At 68.5% G+C, this 21,818-nt stretch carries 18 protein-coding genes; 8 read left to right on the top strand and 10 right to left on the bottom strand.

Translation table 11 applies throughout. The annotated features are described in order from the left end of the window. Nucleotides 1–17: 17 nt before the first annotated feature. From rplT to JOD52_RS11310, 3 genes are read left to right on the top strand one after another with little or no spacing between them, the layout of a single operon-like run. On the top strand, nucleotides 18–398 hold the full coding sequence (gene rplT / locus JOD52_RS11320; protein ID WP_017824692.1) for a 50S ribosomal protein L20: 381 nt from the start codon (nucleotides 18–20) through the stop codon (nucleotides 396–398). 12 nt (nucleotides 399–410) lie between these two features. Next, nucleotides 411–1,268, top strand: coding sequence for a TrmH family RNA methyltransferase (locus JOD52_RS11315; protein WP_204410039.1), 858 nt, complete (start codon nucleotides 411–413; stop codon nucleotides 1,266–1,268). After that, nucleotides 1,265–3,289 carry a bifunctional copper resistance protein CopD/cytochrome c oxidase assembly protein gene (locus JOD52_RS11310; protein WP_204410037.1) on the top strand — a complete coding sequence of 675 codons (2,025 nt, stop codon included), beginning with the start codon at nucleotides 1,265–1,267 and terminating at the stop codon, nucleotides 3,287–3,289. Before JOD52_RS11315 ends, JOD52_RS11310 begins: the two co-directional genes overlap by 4 nt. A 119-nt stretch (nucleotides 3,290–3,408) precedes the next feature. Here JOD52_RS11310 and JOD52_RS11305 read toward each other — a convergent pair whose 3' ends face one another. From JOD52_RS11305 to JOD52_RS11295, 3 genes are all read right to left on the bottom strand, one after another. After that, nucleotides 3,409–4,029: an MBL fold metallo-hydrolase gene (locus JOD52_RS11305; protein ID WP_017824695.1), complete on the bottom strand. Its 621-nt coding sequence runs from the start codon at nucleotides 4,027–4,029 to the stop codon at nucleotides 3,409–3,411. Then, a complete protein-coding gene (locus tag JOD52_RS11300) occupies nucleotides 4,026–5,126 on the bottom strand; it encodes an S-(hydroxymethyl)mycothiol dehydrogenase (RefSeq protein ID WP_204410036.1) in 1,101 nt (366 codons plus the stop codon). Before JOD52_RS11300 ends, JOD52_RS11305 begins: the two co-directional genes overlap by 4 nt. Before the next feature lie 88 nt (nucleotides 5,127–5,214). Next, the gene (locus JOD52_RS11295) at nucleotides 5,215–7,005 is read right to left on the bottom strand and encodes a WXG100 family type VII secretion target (protein WP_204410034.1); all 1,791 of its coding nucleotides are present in this window, start codon (nucleotides 7,003–7,005) and stop codon (nucleotides 5,215–5,217) included. A gap of 275 nt (nucleotides 7,006–7,280) precedes the next feature. Here JOD52_RS11295 and pheS point away from each other — a divergent pair, with 275 nt between their 5' ends. From pheS to JOD52_RS11275, 4 genes are all read left to right on the top strand, one after another. Then, nucleotides 7,281–8,399: a phenylalanine--tRNA ligase subunit alpha gene (gene pheS / locus JOD52_RS11290; protein ID WP_031307432.1), complete on the top strand. Its 1,119-nt coding sequence runs from the start codon at nucleotides 7,281–7,283 to the stop codon at nucleotides 8,397–8,399. A gap of 1 nt (nucleotide 8,400) precedes the next feature. After that, entirely contained in the window at nucleotides 8,401–11,019 is a 2,619-nt protein-coding gene (gene pheT / locus JOD52_RS11285; RefSeq protein ID WP_204410033.1) for a phenylalanine--tRNA ligase subunit beta, read from the top strand. Beyond that, complete coding sequence (locus JOD52_RS11280; RefSeq protein WP_204410031.1) at nucleotides 11,016–12,107, top strand: family 20 glycosylhydrolase; 1,092 nt, start codon at nucleotides 11,016–11,018, stop codon at nucleotides 12,105–12,107. The genes pheT and JOD52_RS11280 overlap by 4 nt, the downstream gene beginning before the upstream one ends. Nucleotides 12,108–12,203: 96 nt before the next feature. Beyond that, a complete protein-coding gene (locus tag JOD52_RS11275; protein WP_204410029.1) occupies nucleotides 12,204–12,722 on the top strand; it encodes an EndoS/ChiA family endoglycosidase in 519 nt (172 codons plus the stop codon). 39 nt (nucleotides 12,723–12,761) lie between these two features. Here the strand turns inward: JOD52_RS11275 and JOD52_RS11270 are convergent, their stop codons facing one another. Further along, nucleotides 12,762–13,508: an ATP-binding protein gene (locus tag JOD52_RS11270; RefSeq protein WP_338124028.1), complete on the bottom strand. Its 747-nt coding sequence runs from the start codon at nucleotides 13,506–13,508 to the stop codon at nucleotides 12,762–12,764. Continuing rightward, a complete protein-coding gene (istA, locus tag JOD52_RS11265; protein WP_204408388.1) occupies nucleotides 13,505–15,067 on the bottom strand; it encodes an IS21 family transposase in 1,563 nt (520 codons plus the stop codon). The genes JOD52_RS11270 and istA overlap by 4 nt, the downstream gene beginning before the upstream one ends. A gap of 79 nt (nucleotides 15,068–15,146) precedes the next feature. Between istA and JOD52_RS11260 the strand changes: the two genes are divergently transcribed. Further along, nucleotides 15,147–15,551: an EndoS/ChiA family endoglycosidase gene (locus JOD52_RS11260; protein WP_204410027.1), complete on the top strand. Its 405-nt coding sequence runs from the start codon at nucleotides 15,147–15,149 to the stop codon at nucleotides 15,549–15,551. A 126-nt stretch (nucleotides 15,552–15,677) separates the two neighbouring features. Here JOD52_RS11260 and JOD52_RS11255 read toward each other — a convergent pair whose 3' ends face one another. Genes JOD52_RS11255 through JOD52_RS11235 form a run of 5 tightly spaced genes read right to left on the bottom strand, consistent with a single transcriptional unit; the run spans nucleotide 15,678 to nucleotide 21,676 of the window. Next, nucleotides 15,678–17,402 carry an ABC transporter substrate-binding protein gene (locus JOD52_RS11255; protein ID WP_204410025.1) on the bottom strand — a complete coding sequence of 575 codons (1,725 nt, stop codon included), beginning with the start codon at nucleotides 17,400–17,402 and terminating at the stop codon, nucleotides 15,678–15,680. 16 nt (nucleotides 17,403–17,418) lie between these two features. Beyond that, on the bottom strand, nucleotides 17,419–18,486 hold the full coding sequence (locus JOD52_RS11250; protein ID WP_204410024.1) for an ABC transporter ATP-binding protein: 1,068 nt from the start codon (nucleotides 18,484–18,486) through the stop codon (nucleotides 17,419–17,421). Next, the gene (locus tag JOD52_RS11245) at nucleotides 18,483–19,619 is read right to left on the bottom strand and encodes an ABC transporter ATP-binding protein (RefSeq protein ID WP_239551877.1); all 1,137 of its coding nucleotides are present in this window, start codon (nucleotides 19,617–19,619) and stop codon (nucleotides 18,483–18,485) included. The genes JOD52_RS11250 and JOD52_RS11245 overlap by 4 nt, the downstream gene beginning before the upstream one ends. Further along, nucleotides 19,616–20,575 (bottom strand): ABC transporter permease, encoded by a 960-nt coding sequence (locus JOD52_RS11240; protein ID WP_204410022.1) that lies wholly within the window; start codon nucleotides 20,573–20,575, stop codon nucleotides 19,616–19,618. Before JOD52_RS11240 ends, JOD52_RS11245 begins: the two co-directional genes overlap by 4 nt. A 3-nt stretch (nucleotides 20,576–20,578) precedes the next feature. Beyond that, nucleotides 20,579–21,676 carry an ABC transporter permease subunit gene (locus JOD52_RS11235; protein WP_259879716.1) on the bottom strand — a complete coding sequence of 366 codons (1,098 nt, stop codon included), beginning with the start codon at nucleotides 21,674–21,676 and terminating at the stop codon, nucleotides 20,579–20,581. Between the last annotated feature and the right edge of the window lie 142 nt (nucleotides 21,677–21,818).

The following is a 21,818-nucleotide window of genomic DNA, read 5'->3' as shown; positions in this document are numbered from 1 at the left end:
ACGAAGAAGGAGTACACGTGGCACGCGTGAAGCGGGCGGTCAACGCCCAGAAGAAGCGTCGGGAGATCCTCGAGCAGGCCAGCGGTTACCGCGGCCAGCGCTCCCGTCTGTACCGCAAGGCCAAGGAGCAGGTGCTCCACTCGGCGACCTACAACTACCGTGACCGCAAGGTCCGCAAGAGCGACTTCCGTCGCCTCTGGATCCAGCGCATCAACGCTGCGGCCCGCGCCAACGGCATGACCTACAACCGCTTCATCCAGGGCCTCGGCCTCGCGGGTGTCGAGGTGGACCGTCGCATGCTGGCCGAGCTGGCCGTCAACGACGCCCCGGCCTTCGCGGCCCTGGTCGAGGTCGCCAAGGGCGCCCTGCCCAAGGACGTCAACGCCCCCGCGGCCTGACCGGCGCCCTCTGTGACGAACGAGCGCCCGGACCAGTCCCCGATCACCTCGCCCCGCTCCGAGCGGGTGCGCCGGATCGCGGCACTGGCCGGGCGCTCGGCGCGTCGCAAGCAGGAACGCTTCCGGGTGGAGGGCCCCCAGGCCGTCCGCTCCCTGCTGGGCGAGCAGCCCGGTGGCGCCCTGGACCTCTACCTCACCGGGCGCGCGGATGCCGAGCACCCCGAGCTCGCCTCCCTGGCCACCGATGCACGGGTCACCGTGCACCGGGTCGACGACGCCGTACTGCGGGCCATGGTGCGCGAGGGCGAGGGATCCCTGGTCACCCCGCAGGGAGCGATCGCCGTGGCCAGGCTTCCCCAGGAGGATCCTGCTGCGGCGCGAAGCGCCATCGCAGCGCTTCATGGCGAAGGTCCTCTCGCCGTGGCCGTCCTGCACGAGGTCCGCGACCCCGGCAACGTGGGCACCCTGATCCGCACCGCCGATGCTGCCGGTGCCGATCTGGTGATACTCACCCGCACCAGCGCGGACCCGTACTCCCCGAAGGCCGTGCGCGCTTCCGTGGGCAGCCTCTTCCATCTGCCCGTGGTCACCGGAGCCGAGATCGACGACGTGCTCGCCTCCCTCGCCCAGGCAGGCATCACCGCGGCCGCCACCAGCGGGTACGCCGAGCTCGACCTGTTCCAGGCCGAGCTGCCGGCGCGCATCGGCTGGTTGCTGGGCAATGAGGCCCACGGTCTGGACCAGGCCACGCTGGACGCCGCACCGCTGGCCGTGCGGATCCCCCTGGCAGGCCGTGCCGAGTCCCTCAACGTCCACACCGCTGCCACTGTGTGCCTGTTCGAGACCCTGCGCCGACGAGGCCGGGGATGAGCACCCGTCGCCCTGCCCTGATCACCGTCCCCGCGCTGCTGGTCCTCAGCATCACGGCGGCGCTGCTGGGCCTGCTGGCCACCGGCGCCCTGGCCCCGCAGGCCCTGGTGCCCGCCTCGCCCCTGGTCACCTGGGGACTCCCGATCGTGCGGGCCCTGCACCACCTGGGGCTGCTGCTCGCCGTCGGCGGGGGAGGCACCGCCGTGCTGCTGCTGCCTGGTCCTGGCCGACGTGAGGTGACGAGCCTTGCCGGGCCCCGGGGGCGAACCGTGCGGATCGCCGCGGCGGGGGCAGCGCTGTGGGCCGCCGCCTCCCTGGCCCTCGTACCGCTCGGCGGTCTCGAGGCCACCGGCGCCGGGTCCGAGCTGGACCCGTGGACAGTGGCCCTGTCCACCGATCTGGGCCGACTGCAGCTGACCATCGCGGTGATCGCCGCGATCAGTGCTCTCTTCTCAGCGATCGCTCGCTCCACCGTGCTGGCCGCCTGGGGGCTCGCCTTCGCCGGCATCGGCACGGGCTTCCTGGGGCTTGCCGGCCACGCCGGGGCCAGCCTGGACCACCTCAACGCCGTCAACGGCATGGCCGTGCACCTGGTCTCCGTCACTGTGTGGGCCGGCGGACTGCTGGCGATCGGCCTGATCAGCCCGATGCTGGATGTGCCGCAGCTGGCCACGACCATCCGCCGCTTCTCACCTTGGGCCCTTGCCGCGGTGGTGGGCCTGGCCTTCAGCGGTGTGCTGAGTGCCGCGATCCGCATGTCGTCCCTCGACGAGCTGGTCACCACCGGCTACGGGCGGATCGTCGCGTTCAAGGCCGTGGCGCTGGTGGCGCTTGCAGTCCTGGGCTTCCTGCAGCGCCGACGGCTGGGGGACCGGATCCGGTTCAGGCACCTCGCCCTCACCGAGGGGGCGGTGATGGCGCTGGTGATCGGCGCGTCGATCGCACTGGGGCGAAGCGCCCCTCCGGTCCCGCAGGAGGTCCCCGCGGTCGGTGACCTGCGGGTGCTGTCGCTGGTGGGGTACCTGCCTCCCCAGGAGCCGTTCTCGCTGCCGGCCCTGTTCACCCAGGTCGAGCCGGACTGGGTGGCGCTGCTGCTGGCCGTGGTGATGGCCGGCTTCTACGTGGCCGGGGTGGTGCGGCTGCGCCGACGCGGTGACGCGTGGCCGATGCTCCGCACGGTCCTGTTCCTGCTGGGCTGCGTGGCCTTCGCCTGGGTGATGAGCGGGGGAGCCGCTGCCTACGGACGCTTCCGCTTCGATGCGCACATGGTCCAGCACATGGCGATGATGATGATCGTGCCGCCGCTGTGGGTGGCCGGTGGCGTGGTCACGCTCCTGTCGCGGGCACAGGCCCCGCGCACCGATGGATCCCGGGGGATCCGTGAGTGGGTGCTGGCCGCCCTGCACTCCGGGTATGCGCGCACCGTGTCGTCCCCGCCCCTGGCCGGGCTGTTCTTCGCCGGGTCGCTGGTGGTCTTCTACTTCACGCCGCTGTTCGAGATGGCGATGTACCACCACCTCGGCCACGTGCTGATGACGGTGCACTTCCTGCTCTCGGGCTACCTGTTCGCCTGGGTGCTGATCGGCATCGACCCCTCCACCAGGCCCATCAACCCGGTGATGAAGCTGGTGACGCTGCTGGTGACCCTGGCATTCCACGCGTTCTTCGGGGTGGCGGTGGTCTCGGCGACCTGGCTGATCGCCGAGGGCTGGTACCTGGACCTGGGGATGTTCACCGTCGAGGAGCTGGAGCTGATCCAGGTTCGTGGCGGTTCGATCATGTGGGCCGTGTCCGAGATCCCCACCGTGCTGTACGCACTGGTGGTCGCGGTGCAGTGGATGCGCTCGGACGATCGCCGCGCGGCCCAGTGGGACCGCAAGGCCGATCGTGATGGCGACGCCGAGCTCGCCGCCTACAACGCGTACCTGTCATCCATGCGGGGTCAGGCCCCGGCGCAGCAGGGGCCGGACGAGCACAGCTCGGAAGCCGGGTCAGCACCGGGCGAGAACTCCCCGCGCTGACGCTCCCCCTCCTGCTGCACGAGCCCCGCTCGCTCCCCCAGCTGCGGTCTGCAGACAAGAGCGCCGCGCCCCGGAGTGGGGCGCGGCGCTCGACAGTCGGAGTCCGAGAAGGGGACGGCTCAGAGCCAGTCGCCGGTGGCGTTCTCCTTCTCGGCCCCGATGGTGGTGTCGTCCCCGTGGCCGGTGTGCACCACGGTGTCCTCCGGGAGCACGAACAGCCGCTCCCGGATCGACTCCTCGATCGTCTCGCGCGAGGAGAAGGAGCGGCCGGTGGCCCCCGGCCCGCCCTGGAACAGGGTGTCGCCGCTGAACAGGGCGCCGAGAGCCTCCACGTAGTAGCAGGTGGAGCCGGGGGAGTGGCCCGGCGTATGGATCGCCTCGATGTCTGCCTCACCCACGCTGAACATGTCGCCGTCGGCCACGTCGTCGTCCCAGGGCAGGTCGCCGTGGGTCAGCTGCCACACCTCGCGGTCCGCAGGATTCAGCAGCAGCGGGGCCTCCAACGCCATGGCGAGCTCGGGCGCCATGCGCACGTGGTCGTCGTGCGCGTGGGTGAGCAGGATGCCCACGCACTCGCGGTCGCCCACCAGCTTCTCCACGGTCTCCACGTCATGCGGGGCGTCGAACACCACGCACTGCTTCTCGTCGCCGAGCACCCACACGTTGTTGTCCACGTCGTGGGTCTCGCCGTCCAGGGTGAAGGTGCCGTGGGTGACGGCGTGATCGAGTCGGATGCTCATCGGTCGATCACCACCACGGTGCGCAGGGTCTTGCCGTCGTGCAGGGAGTCCAAGGCATCATCCACTCCGTCGAGCGTGGTGCGGCCGGTGACGAACCGGTCCAGGGGCAGCCGGCCCTGCAGGAACAGGTCGGTGAGGTAGGGGAAGTCCCGCTCGGGCAGGCAGTCGCCGTACCAGGAGGACTTCAGTGCTCCGCCGCGGCCGAACACGTCCAGCAGCGGCAGCGTGATCTCGACGTCCGGGCGGGGTACGCCCACCAGGACCACGCGGCCGGCGAGGTCGCGGGCGTAGAAGGCGGTCTCGTAGGTGGCGGGGATGCCCACGGCGTCGATCACCACGTCGGCCCCGTAGCCCCCGGTGAGCTCCTGCACCTTCTCGGCGGTCTGCTGGGGATCCAGGCCCTTGGTGTTGATCGTGTGGGTGGCGCCCAGCTCCTCGGCCGCAGCGAGCTTCTTGTCGTCCACGTCGAGCCCGATGATGGTGGTGGCCCCGGCCAGCTTCGCGCCGGCGATCGCAGCGCAGCCCACACCGCCCAGGCCGATCACAGCGACGGACTCGCCGCGCTGGATCTGGCCGGTGTTGACCGCCGCACCGATGCCGGCCATCACGCCGCAGCCCAACAGCCCGGCCACCTCGGCGGGGGCGTCCTCGTTCACCTTGGTGCACTGGCCCTCATGGACCAGGGTCTTCTCAGCGAAGGCACCGATGCCGAGGGCTGCGGTGAGCTCGGTGCCGTCCTCCAAGGTCATGGGTTTCGATGCGTTGTGGGTGTCGAAGCAGTACTGGGGGAGGCCCTTGCGGCAGGCCCGGCACTGGCCGCACACGGCCCGCCAGTTCAGCACCACGTAGTCGCCCACCTCGACGTGGGTGACGGCCTCGCCGACCTCGGCGACGCGGCCGGCGGCCTCATGTCCGAGCAGGAAGGGGAACTCGTCGTTGATGCCGCCGTCACGGTAGGCGAGGTCCGTGTGGCACACCCCGCAGGCCTCGATGTCGACCACCACGTCGGTGGGGCCGGGGTCGGGGATCACGATGTCCACCAGCTCCGCCGGCTGCTTCTCAGATCGGGCGACGACGCCCTTCACGGTCCAGGACACGGGGTCCTCCTAACTCCTCGGTGCGAGGGTCGGGGATGTCCTCATTAGGCTAGACCGTGCGCTCGGACAACGTGAGTGCTCGCTGGGATCAGTTCATCCGTCCAGGGACCCGGATCTCGGGATGAACGGGATTCTCGTGGTCCCACATGGTCCCCTCGAGGGCCCGGTAGTTGTAGTGCGTGATGAACTGGTTCAGCACGAACCCTGAATCGCTCCCTGAGGCCGACGCGGTGAGGGCGGTGAGGTAGTCGGTCTCGTTCCTGAAGTGGTCGGGGTTGCCCTTGTACCCGGCGTAGTTCTCCCGCATGAGGTTCAACTCGTCCTGGGTGAATGACATGACCAGGTCGCCTCCCTGGTGCGCGCCTCCCCAGTACTCGTCCCCGTACCCGCTGTCGTCCCCGGCGGGCCGGTCTCCCAGTGTCATCTGGTACTCCGTCTCGCGGCCCGTGCCGCCGTGGACGTACACCGAGTTCCCGGAGCCCTCGCCGTGCGGCAGGATCTGCTGGGCCCATTCCTCCCTGCCGTCCGGGTAACTGCGGTGGATCACCTCGTCCGCGAAGGTGTTGTGGCTCCGACTCACATCCAGTACCTCGTCGATCTTGAAACCGATGCTGGACTCCGAGGACGTGGAGGTGTGGGTCTGCGTGTAACGGTCCAGGACCCCGTCCGCAGTCGTGTCCTTCGGGTAGCCGTCGGACCACAGCACATCGTTGTAGGCCTTGTTCCCTGCGTCGTCGCCCGAGAACTCGACGTACTCCAGCACGCCGTGCTCCTTGGTCCGGGACGTGCCCAGTTCGAATGCGGCCCCTTCGACCCCGACACTGACCGTCCCATCGTTGCGCACCATGTTGGTGGGACCGGTGAGCATGGAGAGGTTCCCGTCGCCATCACGGGAGATCACACTGTTCCATTCGCTGCCGACTGTCTCCTCGATCCCCAGTCCCACTTCGAGCCCGCGGTACTTCCCGGTCACCCCGAGGTTCGTGGACTGCTCGACACCGGTGCCGACGGTCACTGACCCGTCCGGGGGGATGGAGGCGGGGTTGAACGGATTGATCGCGATCGCGTCGGTGAAACTGGTCCCCGGTGGCACCGTCACGCTGTAGACCGATTCCGAGGTCGTCGACGTACTGATCTCCCCATCGACATACTTGTTCTTCTCGGACGCTCCGTACGTCTGGGACGAGCTGCCGGTGAAGGTGTAGGTGAGTGTCCCGTCGGGGTTCACCGTCACCTCGAACTCGTTGCCGATCTCGACCTCGTGCTTGACCTCGAGGCCAGCGATCTTCCCCTTCTGCTCGAGCTTCACGGGATCGTTCATGGAGAACGTCTGGGTACCGTCCCCTTCCATGCTGACAGCGATCTTGGTTCCGTCAGGGAGAGTGAGGACGACTTCGTTCGTGCTGCTGTCCGCTCCGCGCTCCTTGTCGAAGTCGTCGGGGGTGATCTGCGTCGGGGACATCAGGGCTGCCGTGTCGTTCAAGCCGATAGCCTCCCCGGCGTCCGCGCTCCTGGCCAAGGAGTCGAGGGCATCCCCGAAGAAGTCCCGGAGCCCGCCGAGCACGTCTCCGAAGCCGTCACGGACGTTGTCGATCAGGTCCCTGACGCGGTCCGATGCCGAAGAGGAGGCGTGGTCCTGCTCCTCCGCGTGACGTTCGAGATCGGCGCCCCGCTCGGTGATCGTCTCACCGTGCGATCGAAGCTGCGCCTCGAGCGCACCCCACTGCTGACGGAAGCCCTCGGCATCCGGTCCTTCCCATGTCACGGACGTGATGGTGGCCGTCAGCCGCCCGCTCGTCTCGAGCATCCGCTGTGCGCAGCTGCGGTAGTTCTCCGCGAGCTGCCGCAGCTGCTCGGTGTCCGCCCCGTACAGAACCATGTGATCGCCCCTTTGTGAGTTACGAGGATTCTAGGGACTTCCTGGAACGACGGACATGGGGAGTACTCCCCATGGAGCGGCTGGGTGGGTAGCTGGGGTAGCTCCCGTCCTGGCATCGTGCGTGTCGGAGAGGGTAGGTGCCGTTGAGCACGATCCATTGCGTCCGATCTGTACTCGGACGAGCATGGGGTGCACTCCCCATCCCTCCTAGAATGGTCAGCGGTGCCCGCGCTCGCCGCGGGTGCCCCCGTGCCCGCCGGACGAAAGCGATACCCGTGTCCGAAACACCCCCCGCCCCCGAGGCGCCCGTGATCGACGAGGCCACCATCGGATCCGCCGTCGACGCCGCGCTCGCCGCCGTCGCGGCTGCCTCCAGCACCGCCGAGCTGAAGCAGGTGCGCATCGACCACACCGGGGACTCCTCGGTGCTGGCCACCGCGAACCGCGCCATCAAGGACCTCCCGAAGGACCAGAAGGCCGGCGCAGGCAAGCTGGTCGGTCAGGGCAAGGGACGCGTGCAGCAGGCCATCGCCGCCCGCCAGCAGGAGCTCGCCGCCGCCGAGGAGGAGGCCGCGCTCGCCGCCGAGACGGTCGACGTGACCCTCCCGGTGGACCGCCGGCCCCGCGGCGCGGCGCACCCGCTGACCACTCTGACCGACCGGATCAACGACGTCTTCGTGGGCATGGGCTGGGAGGTCGCCGAAGGCCCCGAGATCGAGGCGGAGTGGTTCAACTTCGATGCCCTGAACTTCGACGTGGACCACCCGGCCCGTCAGATGCAGGACACCTTCTACGTGGCAGGCCCTGATGGTGGCGAGGGCAGCGGGCAGATCCTGCGCACCCACACCTCGCCGGTGCAGGCACGCTCCCTGCTGGAGCGCGGTGTGCCGCTGTACATCGTGTGCCCGGGCGAGGTGTTCCGCACCGATGAGCTCGACGCCACCCACACCCCGGTGTTCCACCAGGTGGAGGGCCTCGCGATCGACAAGGACCTCACCATGGCCCACCTGGTGGGCACCCTGGACACCCTGGCCCGTGAGCTGTTCGGCGGGGAGCCGATCACCCGCCTGCGCCCCAGCTACTTCCCCTTCACCGAGCCCAGCGCGGAGATGGACTTCCGCTGCTTCTCCTGCGATGCCCGCCACGGCCTGGACCACGACCCCGCCCCGGACTGCCGGGTGTGTGGCGGCACCGGCTGGATCGAGATGGGCGGCTGCGGCATGGTCAACCCCGCCGTGCTGCGCGCCTGCGGCGTGGACCCCGAGGAGTACCAGGGCTTCGCCTTCGGCCTGGGCATCGAGCGCATCCTGATGCTTCGCAACGGCGTGGCCGACATGCGCGACATGGTGGAGGGCGACGTCCGCTTCTCCCAGCACTACGGAACGGAGATCTGAGATGCCCCGCATCCCGCTGACCTGGCTCGCCGAGCACGTCACCCTGCGCGACGGGGCCGATGCCGAGTCCGTCGCCGCCGACCTGGTCTCCGTGGGCCTGGAGGAGGAGGCGATCCACGGCGCCCAGGTCACCGGCCCCCTCGTGGTGGGCCGCGTACTGGACCTGGTGAAGGAGCCCCAGAAGAACGGCAAGACCATCAACTGGTGCCGCGTGGACGTGGGCCCCGAGCACAACCACGCCGACGACGACCCCAAGGACCCGCAGCCCGGGGACGAGCAGCCCTCCCGCGGCATCATCTGCGGCGCCCACAACTTCGAGGCAGGTGACCTGGTGGTCGTCTCCCTGCCCGGCACCGTGCTGCCCGGCGACTTCGCGATCGCCGCCAGGAAGACCTACGGCCACACCTCCGACGGCATGATCTGCTCCGGTGACGAGCTCGGGCTCGGCCCAGACCCCGCCGGCGAGGACGGCATCATCGTGCTCGGCCGTGGCCACGCCGAAGGCCTCACCGGTGAGCCCGGGGACGACGCGATCGCCCTGCTGGGTCTGGGGGACGAGACCGTCGAGATCAACGTGACCCCGGACCGTGGCTACTGCTTCTCCATGCGCGGCGTGGCCCGCGAGTACTCCCACGCCACGAGCGGTGCGTTCGTGGACCCTGTGACCACCGTCGACGCGCCGGAGGGCACCCGCGGCGGGGTGCCGGTGCAGCTGCGGGACGATGCCCCGCTGCGGGGCGGCGAGGGCTGCACCCGGTTCGTGACCCTCGAGGTTCGCGGCACCGACGCCACCGCCCCCACGCCGCGCTGGATGAGCCGTCGCCTCACCCTGGCCGGGATGCGGCCCATCTCCCTGATCGTCGACGTCACCAACTACGTGATGCTGGATCTGGGCCAGCCCCTGCACGCCTACGACGCGGAGAAGGTGGTCGCCCCGATCATCGTTCGCCGTGCCCGGCCGGGCGAGAAGCTGACCACGCTGGACGACGTCGAGCGCACCCTGGATCCCGAGGACCTGCTGATCACCGACTGCGGCGGACCAGAGGGGGATCGTGTGCTGGGCCTGGCCGGGGTGATGGGCGGAGCGGAGACGGAAGTCACCGATGACACGCGCAACGTGATCCTCGAGGCCGCCACGTTCCAGCAGATCACCGTGGCGCGCACCGCCCGCCGCCACCGCCTGCCCTCGGAGGCCTCCAAGCGCTTCGAGCGCGGTGTGGATCCGCACCTGCCGCTGGTGGCCGCCCAGCGTGCCGCCGAGCTGATCGTCCAGTACGGCGGCGGCGAGATCGATTACCGCGTCACCGACGAGGGCACCATCACCGAGCCCTCCGCGATCGACTTCCCGATCGCGGACGCCGAGCGCGTCGTGGGCGTGGCCTACACCCCCGAGCAGGTGCGCAGCAGCCTCGAGATGATCGGCTGCATCGTCGAGGAGGCCGGCGCCCCGGCGGGCGACAGCGGCGACATGCTGCGCGTCACCCCGCCCAGCTGGCGTCCCGATCTGGTGGTCCGTGAGGACCTCGTCGAGGAGATCGCGCGGCTGGTCGGATACGACCAGATCCCCTCCGTGCTGCCCACCGCCCCCGGTGGTCGCGGGCTCACCCGTTCCCAGCGGGGCCGCCGTAACGCCGGGCGGGCGCTGGCCGAGGCGGGCCTCACGGAGGTCGCCTCCTACCCGTTCATCGGCGAGGGCGTGTTCGACCAGCTGCGCTACGACGCGCAGGACGAGCGCCGCCGCGCCGTGCGCCTGCTGAACCCCCTGGCCGACGACGAGCCGCTGATGCGCACCGCCCTGCTGCAGACCCTGCTGCCGGTGGCGCGCCGCAACCTGGGCCGCGGTGAGGAGAACGTGGCCATCTTCCAGGTGGGGTCGGTGTCGCTCTCCCGCGGCGAGGCCGGTGTCTCGCCCGTGCCCTCGGCCGCGCAGCGACCCTCGGACGAGGAGCTCGCCGCCGTGCAGGACGCCCTGCCCGCACAGACCCGGCGCCTGGCGGTCGTGATCGGTGGAGCCAGCGGCCCCGGATCCTGGATGGGGGACGCACCCGCCTGGGGGTGGGCCGACGCCATCGACCTCGCGCACCGTGTCGCCGCCTCCGTGGGGGCGCACCTCGAGGTGCGTCAGGCCGAGCACGCGCCCTTCCACCCCGGCCGCACCGCCGAGCTGACCGTCCAGGGCGCCGACGGCGAGCAGACCGTCGTGGGACATGCTGGAGAGCTGCACCCCGCAGTGATCAAGGCGTACTCCCTTCCCGCCCGCAGCAGCGCCCTCGAACTGGACCTGGAGGCCGTGATCGCGGCGGCCCCCGCGGTGGTCGAGGCCGTACCGGTGCCCACGTTCCCCCCGGCCAAGGAGGACTTCGCCTTCGTGGTCGATCAGGACGTGCCCGCCTCGGCCGTCGAGGCCGCGATCGTGGTGGGCATCGGAGATCTCGCCGAGAGCGTGCGCCTGTTCGACGTGTACACCGGCGATCAGATCGGCGAGGGCAAGAAGTCGCTTGCCTTCGCGGTGCGGCTGCGCTCCGAGGACGGCACCCTCACCGGCGAGCAGATCGGTGCGGCCCGCGAGCGCTGCATCCGCGCGGTGGAGGACGCCGTAGGAGGCGTGCTGCGAGCGTGAGTGCGTCTACGGCGGTGACGGGAAGTGGGCTGAGCACCGCGGACTACCGCGGCCTCAGTCTGGACGTGGGCCGCAAGGCCTTCTCCGTCGAATCGATCGAGCGCCTGCTGGAGCGGATGGCGGCGCTCGGCTTCACCGCCCTCAAGCTGCACCTCACCGAGACCCACCGGGTGGGGGTGCAGCTGCCCGGTTTCGAGCAGCTCGCCGCCGATGACGCCTGGACGGCCGGGGACGCCGCGCGGATCGTCGAGGCGGCCCAGGGGGCCGGCATCGCCCTGATCCCTGAGGTGGATCTGCCCTCGCACGCCGGGGCACTGCTGGTAGGACGCGAGCACCTCCGGCTCACCGACCGCCACGGCACCGTCCACCCGGACCGGCTGGACGTGTCCAGGCCCGAGTCCCTCGAGTTCGCGCTCGCCCTCACGGAGGCGGCGGCCGCCCTGTTCCCGGGGGATGCCGTGCACCTGGGCGGGGACGAGTTCTTCGCCGCCCCATGGGAGGACGAGGACGCCCAGCGACCCGACCGCTTCCCGACCCTGGTCGAGCACGCCCGGCACGAGGTGGGGGAGGGAGCGACCGCGCTGGACTCCTACGCCCTGTTCATGAACGCCCTCGCCGCCCGGGTGCTCGAGAGCGGCCGCACCCCGATCCTGTGGAACGACCACGTTGTCCCCGCTTCCGAGCGTCCGCTGGTGCCCATCACCACGGGTGCCGTGGTGGACGTGTGGATCCGGTGGCGAGCATGGACGCCCTCGGTCACCGACTACCTGGACTCCGGGTACCGGGTGATCAACTCCCACGGCGACCTGCTGTACTTCGTGCTCTCCGGCGACGGGGTGCCCGAGCCCCACGGCAAGCGCCGGTTCGGCCTGCTGGCCCAGAAGTTCGCTCCCCGCCGCTTCATGGGATTGGCCGCCCAGGACCAGCACATCGACGTGCCGCCCGTTCCTGCGGGAGCGCCCGACCCGGTGCTGGGCGCGTCCCTGTCCGTGTGGTGCGACAGCCCCGACGTGCTGGGTGAGACCGAGACCCTGGACCTGGTGGACACCTGGCTGGTGCCGTTCGCCGCCGTCATGGAGCGCCAGTAGGCGCCGCTCGACGACGACGCCCCCGGCCGTCCACCGGCCCGCCTCACCATCTCGACCGTGAACCGCGACCACCCACCCCGACTCGAGGAGCTTCCCGTGGCGATCAGCCCCCACCCCCGCACCGGCCTGCAGATGGCCTATTTCCGCACCTGGCACGACCGCGTGGCCGATCCCGCCAAGCCCAACAGCTTCGGCGAGATCCCCGCCGAGGTGGACGTGGCCTTCGTGTTCCCCGACTTCACCCCACCGGAGAACCCGTTCTGGCAGACCCTGCGCGAGCAGTACGTGCCGGCGCTGCACGAGCAGGGAACCGCCGTTGCCCGCACCACCGACATCAGTTCACTGCTCAACCCCGACTTCCCCGACACACCCTCCGGCAACCGCGCACTCGCCGAGCACCTGGTGGAGCAGCTGGTGCACGCACACGGGCTCGACGGCCTGGACATCGACATGGAGACCCGGCTCTCGGCGGAGCAGGCAGAGCGCGCCACCACCGTGTTCCATGAGCTGTCGCGCCTGGTGGGCAAGGAGTCCGGCACGATGAGTATTCGTAGTCGTGGGAGCCACCGAATCTTGCTCTTGGGGACCGCCGATCGTGCCGACGGGGGCCAGTAGCCGCCGCGGTGGGGACCACTGGCTCCCGCCGGCATCGGGTCACTGGGGCAGTGCGGTGTGTTCTCGCATGTTCCTGTCGCCGGTGTCGATCCAGATTGTGTTGTGCACGATGCGGTCCATGATCGCATCGGCGTGGACTGCTCCACCGAGCCGGGCGTGCCAGTCCTTCTTCGGGTACTGGGTGCAGAACACGGTCGAGCCGGTGTCATAGCGGCGCTCGAGCAGTTCCAGCAGCATCGAACGCATTCCCTCGTCAGGATGGTCCAGCAGCCACTCGTCGATCACCAGCAGCGAGAACGTGGAGTACTTCCGCAGGAACTTCGTCTGGCCCTGCGGCTTGTCCTTTGCCAGGGCCCAGGCCTCTTCGAGGTCGGGCATTCGGATGTAGTGGGCTCGGAGCCGGTGCTGGCAGGCCTGCTTCGCCAGCGCGCAGCCGAGGTAGGACTTCCCTGAGCCGGTGAAGCCCTGGAAGACCACGTTCTGTTGCCGCTGGATGAAGGAGCAGGTTGCCAGTTGCGCGATCACGTTCCGGTTCAGTCCCCGTTCCTCGACCAGATCCAGCCGCCGCAGGTCCGCTCCGGGATAACGCAGCCCCGCCCGGCGGATCAGACCCTCGACCTTTCCATGATTGAAGATGGAATGCGCCTCGTCCACGATCAGCTGGAGCCGTTCCTGGAACGACATCCCCAGCACGTGAGCCTCATCCTGGGCATCGATCGCGTCCAGCAGCGCGGTCGCGCCCATCTCGCGCAGCTTCCGCTTCGTGTCGTTATCGATCACGCTCACCGGACACCTCCGGCGTAGTAGTCGGCGCCACGGACGTATCCGCCGTCTTCCGCGGGTTCCTCGCGGGGTGGACGCAGGGCGGCGACCTTGTCCTGCCCGGTGGCCAAGATCGGGTGCAGATGCGCATAGCGCGGTGAACGGACCCGTCCCGTCAGCGCGAGTGCGCAGGCCGCCTCGACCCGATCTACGGAGAAGCGGCGAGAGAGCCGTAGCACCGCCAACGCGGGATCCAGGCCCTGTTCCACGATCGGCACGGACTCGAAGATCCGCTGGATCACGATCACCGTGGCCGGCCCGACCCGATCTGCCCACGCCCGCACCCTCTGCGCGTCCCAGGCCTGGAAACGCTCGCCCGCAGGTAGGTCCGCGTCGTTGGTGCGGTACTCATTGCTCGCGGTCTCCGGGAGCAGCAGGTGACTGGTCAGTCGCTGGCTGCCCTGATAGATCTCCAGCGTCCGGGCCGTGATGCGCAGATCGACCTTCGCGCCGATGTGCGCGAACGGCGCGGAGTAGAAGTTCCGCGCGAACGTGACGTGCCCGTTCCTGCCCACTCGTCGTCCGTAGTGCCATGTCGAGATCTCGTAGGGCACCGCCGGCAGCGGCGTCAGCAGCGGCCGCTCCTCCGCGTCGAACACGCTGGCGCGGGATCCGGGCCGCTTCTGGAACGGCTCCGCGTTATAGGCCTCCATCCGCTGCCCGATGGCGGCTGCAAGTTCGGGCAGGGACGTGAATCGCTGATCCCGCAGCCCGGCGATGACCCAGGTCGCGACGTGCGCGACGGTGTTCTCCACGCTCGCCTTGTCTTTCGGTTTCCGCACCCTCCCCGGGAGCACCGCCGCCGAGTAATGCGCTGCCATCTCGCGATACGCATCGTTCAGGACGATCTCGCCCTCGCGGGGGTGCTTCACCACACCGGTCTTGAGGTTGTCCGGAACGATCCTCGGGACCGTCCCGCCCAGCGCCTCGAACATCGCTACGTGCGCTCGCAGCCAGGACTCCTGGCGCATATCCAGCGCCGGGAAGCAGAACGCGTAACGAGAAAAAGGCAGGCAGGCAACGAACAAGAACACCTTCGAGACCTCGCCGGTGACCGGATCGGCCAGCTCCATCGTGGGGCCGGACCAGTCGACCTCCACGCTCTGGCCGGCCTTGTGACCGACTCTCGAAGCGGCACCGGTGACCATGACGTGGTGCTGGTAGGTGCGGCAAAACCGGTCATACCCCATCGCCGGATCCCCAGCCGCCGTGGTCGCGTCGAAGTACTCGCCGTGCAACAGCTTCAGCGTCACGCCGACCCTGGCCATCTCTCGATGGACCTGTTCCCAGTCCGGCTGTGCGAACACGCTCTCGTGCTCGCCCCGGCCCGGGAACAACCGGGCATACACCTGCTCATCGGCGACGTCCGCGATATCGCCCCACCCGATCCCTGCAGCGTCAGCGGCCTCGAACACCGCCCTCACGGACTTGCGGGACATGCCCTGCGAGGACGAAATCGCTCGCCCCGACAGACCTTCTGCGCGCAGCTGGAGCACCAGCTTCGCCCTGATCTTCCGTACCATTCCAGATTGCTCCTTCCGCCGCGTGCCCTATACACACGGCGGAAGGAGCGTAGACAGAGCGGCCCCAACGACACCACTGGTGGTCCCGAACGACGCCACCGCTACGGCAGCGACGTGGCACCCGAACCCTCGATCAGCGGACCCCAGCGAGGCGAATATTCAGCAGTCCTACGGACGCTCCGTCGACAGTCTTCAGCCGACCTGGGAGACCTTCGCGCCACTGATCCCGGCGGAGCGGTACCTGATCGGCTTCTCGTTCTACGAGGAGTTCGACCGCAACCGATGGGACGACATCTCTGAGCCCTTCGAGGACTCCCGGGCGGTGGCCTACGCGGACTGGCAGCCCGCTGGGGCCACCAAGGCGGGCGTGTTCTCCTACGCGATCGACCGTGACGGCGCCCCCTTCCTGGACGATGCGATCACCGCCACCGACTACCCCTGGACGCGACGGCTGGGCGAGCGCCTGCGCAGCCGGGAGGGCTGAGCGAGCGCCTCGGCAGCGGGAGCACGATGCGGTGCGTCCCGCACGCAACAGGGCCGGTCCCTCCGTGAGGAGGAACCGGCCCTGTCGTCGTCGGGCCCGTCGGGACGGGCGCCTGCCGGCCTGGGATCAGGCGGGCTTGATCGCCATCAGGAGGTGGGTCAGGTTGCCCATGCCGCCCACGCGCGGGAAGTAGTCCACGTCGGCTGGAGCGGGGAATCCGGTCCAGTTGATGGTGGAGTACATGATGCCGGTGCCGCCGCCCTGGACGGGAGCGTGGGGAGCCTGCTCGAGGAAGGCCTGCTGCACTCCCTGGACACCCTCGGCGATCTTGTCCTGGGTCTCCGGGCGGTTGAGGGTGGACACGAGGATCTCCATCTTCTCCTCGGCCTCCTCGCCCCAGTACCAGCGACCCCAGTTGCCGTTGTTGGTCTCCTCCTCGATGGGCTTGATCGTCTGGTTGTACATCGTGTAGTTCGACCAGGGGGAGCCCGGGTAGCCCAGGCCCGTCGCGACCATGTCGAAGGTGCCGGTGGACAGGATGGTGTCCATGACGTCCTTGGGCTTGGGATCGAAGGTGACCGTGAGCCCCAGGTTGTCCTTCCAGTTCGCCACCGTGATCGGCATGGTGACCATGAAGGTCGCGTTGTCGTTCTGGATCTGCAGGCTGAGCGGGTGCTCCTTGCCGTCCTTCTCCAGGTTGCCGGCCGCGTTGACCGTCCACTCGGAGTCCTCCAGGAACTTCTTGGCGGCCTCGACATCCATCTTCATCGGCTCGGAGAACTCCGGCTGCTGCAGGGACTCGTTCATCACGGGGTCCACACCGGCGTAGTTCGGCAGCGTGTACCCGATCCCGGAGGCCGTCATCACCGCTTCGTAGTCCACGGCGGCGCGCAGTGCCTTTCGGACGTTCTCGTCAGCCATGGGGGACTCGGGGCGTGCGGTCATGAAGATGACGCCCTGGGAAGCGCCATCCGCGATCCACTGGTAGTTGTTGGTATCGGCCATGGAGGCGAAGCCGGTGACCACACCGGGTGCGCCGCCCTCAGCGAAGTCGACATTTCCCTGGGTGATCTGGGTCTCGATGTTGCCGGCCTGTCCGGCGGGCACGAACTGCACCTCACCCACCTCGGAGGTGCCGCCCCAGTAGTCGTCGCGCATCTCGTAGGTGACCAGCTGGGTGTCGAAGGACTTCAGGGTGGCCGGACCGGTGCCGATCGGGTTGTCCATGATGTCCTGCGGGAACTCGAGCTTGTCGCCGTCCTGGTAGATGTGTGCCGGAACGATCGGGTAGTACAGCGCGAGGTTGACCTCCTGCTGACGCTGATCGGAGTTGTACTTCACGATCACGGTCTGCTCGTCGGGGGTCTCGATCGGGGCGGAGAGCCACACGAACTCGTCCTCGGCCGGCTCCGGGTTCGGGTCACCGTAGATGGAGCCCAGGGTGAACAGCACGTCCTTGGAGGTGAACGGCTCGCCGTCGGACCAGGTGACGTCCTTGCGCAGGGTGTAGGTCACCTGCAGGCCGTCCTCGGTGTGCTCGGCGGACTCGGCGAGCATCGGGATCAGCTGGCCGCCGTCCTTGGAGGACAGGCGGAACAGGGGCTCGTACACCAGGTCCAGGCCAGGTGCGGTGTCGCCGCCGCCGTAGCGGTTGAAGTTCTTGGCGAACTGGTTGGTGGCCGTCACGCCGGTGCCGACGACAAAGATGCCGCCGCCGGCACCTCCACCGCCATTGCCGCCGCCGTCCGAGCCGCCGCTGCTCCCGCCGGAGCAGGCGACAGCAGTGAGTCCGACAGAACCGATGCCGAGTGCGCCGAGCACGCCGCGGCGGGTCATCTTCGAGTTGATCATCCTTGATCGTTCCTTCTCAACGGGCCGCCGCAGCGGCATCAGGGGTGGTGGTTGGGTTGTGGCCATCGGGGGACATGGAGATGAAATCTGGTCGCTCGTCGGCCAGGACGCACAGCACGTCCCGGCCATCGGGCCCGACGTATCGGGGGATGGGCCGATCGGTGCACTCGGGGCGGGCCAGAGGGCAGCGGTTGGCGAACCGGCATCCGGTGACCTCCACGGAGTTGTCGACCGGAGCGGCCGTGGAGGACGACAGTGCCGCGGAGTGCCCGGAGCCCTTGTAATGGGCGGGGTCCGGGGCGGAGTCGAGCAGCAGCCGCGTGTACGGATGGACCGGATCGCTGACGATCTGCTCGGTGGGACCGGACTCGATGATCCGTCCCCCGTACATGACGTTGATGCGGTCAGAGAGGTACCGGGCACTGGCGATGTCGTGGGTGATGTAGAGGACAGCCAGGCCCTCCTCATCACGCAGGTCCGCGAGCAGGTTCAGCACTTCCAGGCGGATCGAGGCATCGAGCATCGAGGTGGGCTCGTCGGCCAGCAGGACCTTGGGGCTCACCGCCAGGGACTTCGCGATGGCGATGCGCTGACGCTGACCGCCGGAGAGGTCCGTGGGATAGCGGTCGATGTACCGGGAGGCGGGGGAGAGGTTCACCTTCTCCAGCAGCTCCACCACCTTGGCGGTGACGGCCTTGCGGCCCTTGGCGATCCTGTGGATGCGCACCGGGCGTTCGACGATGTGCCGGATCTTCTTCAGCGCGTTCAGGGAGGCGAAGGGATCCTGGAAGATCAGCTGGACGTCGCGGTAGTACTTGCGTTCGTCCCTGGAAGCCTTCGCCAGCGGGATCCCGTTCACCAGCACCTCCCCGGAGGTGGGTTGGTAGATCAGGGAGAACACCCGAGCCAGGGTGGTCTTGCCCGAACCGGACTCACCCACCAGTGCGGAGATCTCCCCGCGGTGCAGGGTGAAGTCGATGCCGTCCAGCGCTCTGACGGTCACCTTCCCGCGGGGGCTGTCCACCCGGAAGTGGACGGAGAGGTCTCGGGTCTCGAAGACGGGCGCGGTCGCGTTGTCGGTCATCGTTCCATCTCCTTCACGGCATCCTGCAGCCCCACCTCGTCGCGCTCGACGAGGTGGCATGCCGCCACGCCCCCCTTGCTGCGGCGCAGGACGGGACGCTCCTCGTGACAGCGGTCGAAGGCCAGGGGGCATCGTGGGGCGAAGGAACAGCCCGGCGGCAGGTCCAGCAGGTCCGGAGGAGTCCCGGGGATCCCCTCGAGCCGTTTGATCGGTTCGGACAGGGGAGGGAACGAGGCGCGGAGACCACGGGTGTAAGGATGCTGGGCCTCGGCGTACAGCTGCTTCGGCATGCCGATCTCGACGATCCGGCCCGCGTACATGATGGCGACGCGGTCGGAGATCTCCAGCAGCAGCGAAAGGTCGTGGGTGACGAAGACGATCGCGAATCCCAGAGCCGCTTGGAGCTGCAGGATCTGGGTGAGGATCTGTCGTTGCATCACCACATCCACCGCAGTGGTGGGCTCGTCCATGAACACCACTTCGGGGTTCGAGGCGAGGGAGAGCGCGATCAGGGCGCGCTGCTGCATGCCACCGGAGAGCTGGTACGAGTACGACTTCAGTCGCCCCGCGGGGATGCCCACCATCTCCAGCAGCTCGCCTGCTCGTTGCCGGGCACTGTCCTTGGTCATCGAGGAGTCGTGCTCCATGATCACGTCGATGAACTGGGTGTCCAGCCTCAGCACGGGGTTCAGAGAGGCCATCGCCGACTGCATCACGATGGACAGGGAGTCCCACCGGTAGCGGCGCAGCTGCTCCTCGCTGAGGGCGGTCAGGTCCACCGGCCCGCCGTCGGCGGGGTGGAAGATCACCGACCCCGCGCTGGTCACGGCCGGAGGTCGCTGGAGGCGCGAGAGGGCGTTGAGCAGTGTGGACTTCCCGGAGGCGGACTCACCGGCGATGCCCAGGATCTCCCCGCGGCGCAGCTCGATGTCGATGTCCTTGCAGGCCGGGATCTCCCCGTCCTCGGTCACGTAGGTGACGTCCAGGCCTCGGGCTTCCAGCAACAGCTCGGAGCGCTCCAGTCGTTCAGCGATCTGTGCGGAGGTCTCCACCACGACCTGCGAGGTGTCCATGACCTCGTCCTCGTGGCCGGTGGTGTCGGTGGGAGCAGTGGTGGTCTCGGGAATGTTCATGAGGCGGCTCCGGACGGGGCGGGAACGGCGGAGGATCCACCAGTGGAGTCGGACGAGGGGGCGTCAGCAGGGCGACGGTTGCGCTTGAGGAACTTGCGCATCAGGCTCATCCGCTTCGAGCTGAGCGTCGGGTTCGTGATCTCGTCGAGGCCGAAGTTGACCATGGTGGTGGCGAAGCCGAGGAAGGCCAGGCACAGACCAGGTGGGACGAACCACCACCACATCCCGCGGAACAGGGCGTTCATCCCGAAGGCATAGTTGATGATCAGTCCCCAGCTGGGCTCGGCAGCGCTGCCGATGCCGAGCATCGCCATGGACGCCTGCATGCCGACGCCGGCTGCGATGAGGGTCAGGAAGATGGGCGAGAGGATGCCGAACAGGTGGGGCATCACCTCCACGAACACGATCCGCAGCTTGGACTCGCCGATCGTTCGCAGCGCAGTGGTGAAGTCCCGTCCGCGCAGGCTGAGGGCCTGGGCCCGGATACGACGCGCGCCTCCGGTCCATTCGAACAGCCCGATCAGCACCGACACGATGATCAGCGGCATCTCACGCCAGAACGTCGCGGCGATGATCAGCACGGGGAAAGAAGGGATGTTCTGGAAGATGAGGATGATCCCGTTGAGGAGCCGGTCGACGACACCGCCCAGGAACCCGGCTGCCGTGCCCATCGCGATCGCGATCAGGGAAGCGATGATCGCCGAGGCGAAGCCGACGAACATGGAGTTGTAGGTGCCGTGCAGCATCCAGGTCAGCACGTCCTGCCCGGAGACGGTGGTGCCCATCGGGTGGTCCCAGCTGGGTGGCTGCCCCATGGCGTCGGGGAATATCGACTGGGGGGTGCTGCCCAGCACGTGGGTGGCGAAGGGCTTGCCCAGCAGGGCCACCAGGGTGAAGAAGCCGATGATGGATAGGCCGATGATCACCTTGGGGTTGGTGAGGAAGCGACGGATCATGGCTCAGCTCCCCTCTCGTGTCCGCGGGTCCAGGACCACGTAGACGCTGTCGGCGATGAAGTTGAAGACAAGGCTGAGGACGATGACGATCAGCAGCAGTGCCTGCATCAGCGGGTAGTCGCGCACTCCGGTGGCGGCGCCGATCAGCCCACCGATGCCCGGGTAGACGAACACGGACTCGGCCAGCACCACGGCCATCAGCACCCCGCCTATCGACATGGCCAGACCGGTGATGTTGGGCAGCAGTGCGTTGCGGGCGGCGTAGGCGTTGCGCACGCGCTCGGGAGAGAGTCCCTTGGCGCGGGCCAGGTGCACGTAGTCCTCGTTGACGGTCGTGATCATCATGTTGCGCATGCTGAACAGCCAGCCGGTGAAGCCCACCACCACCAGGGTCACCAGGGGCAGCGCGGAGTGGTACAGCACGCTGAGCACCCAGTCGGGGTTGGTGAAGGAGGCGGGCTGGATCCTCTGGTTCACTGCGCCCTGGGCGGGGAAGAGACCCTTGTTGTACGACAGGTACCAGACCGCCAGCAGGCCCAACCAGAAGGCCGGGATCGAGGAGAAGAACATCGCGAACGGCGTGATGATCGAGTCGAGCATCCTGCCGGGTCGCCAGCCCAGGCGTGCACCGAGGTAGGTGCCGATCAGCCACCCCAGGAGGGTGGAGATCAGGCCCAGGTACAGCGTCCAGGGCAGGGCCTGGGTGATGAGGTCCTTGACCTCCATCGGGTAGTACATGATCGAGCGGCCGAGGTCGAAGTTCGACAGCTGGACCAGGTAGTTCCAGAACTGCTGGATGACCGGTGTGTTCGGGTCGCCGTACATGTTGTGGATGATCTGCATCTGGTACTGGGACGGGCGCTGGCCCGTCTTCTCGTAGATGTCGCGGATCATCGATTGCGCAGGGTCGTTGGGCATCATGCGCGGGAGCATGAAGTTCAGGACCACGGAGATGAAGAAGACCACCAGGTAGGTCCCGGCGCGCTTGGCAAGGAACACCAGGTTCGGGGGGATGCGTCGGCGGGGTCGAACGCGCACGGGGGCGCGGTCGACCTCGGCATCCGGCGCCTGGGGCGACATCTCGGTGGACGTACTGGTCACGTCTGCTCCTGCTCTAGTGCCGACGGTGGCACATCGGAGGAATGAAGGGGATGGTCGGGGTCGACCCGTCAGTGCACCGACCCTACTTAACCGCTGAACCAGAGCTTAACCGCTCCAGGGGTGTGACGCGCAACTCGACCTG

It is taken from the genome of Brachybacterium muris, assembly GCF_016907455.1.
GTDB lineage: Bacteria > Actinomycetota > Actinomycetes > Actinomycetales > Dermabacteraceae > Brachybacterium > Brachybacterium muris.
Note: the sequence above shows the minus strand (reverse complement) of the source record. Positions and strands in the feature narration are given on the sequence as shown.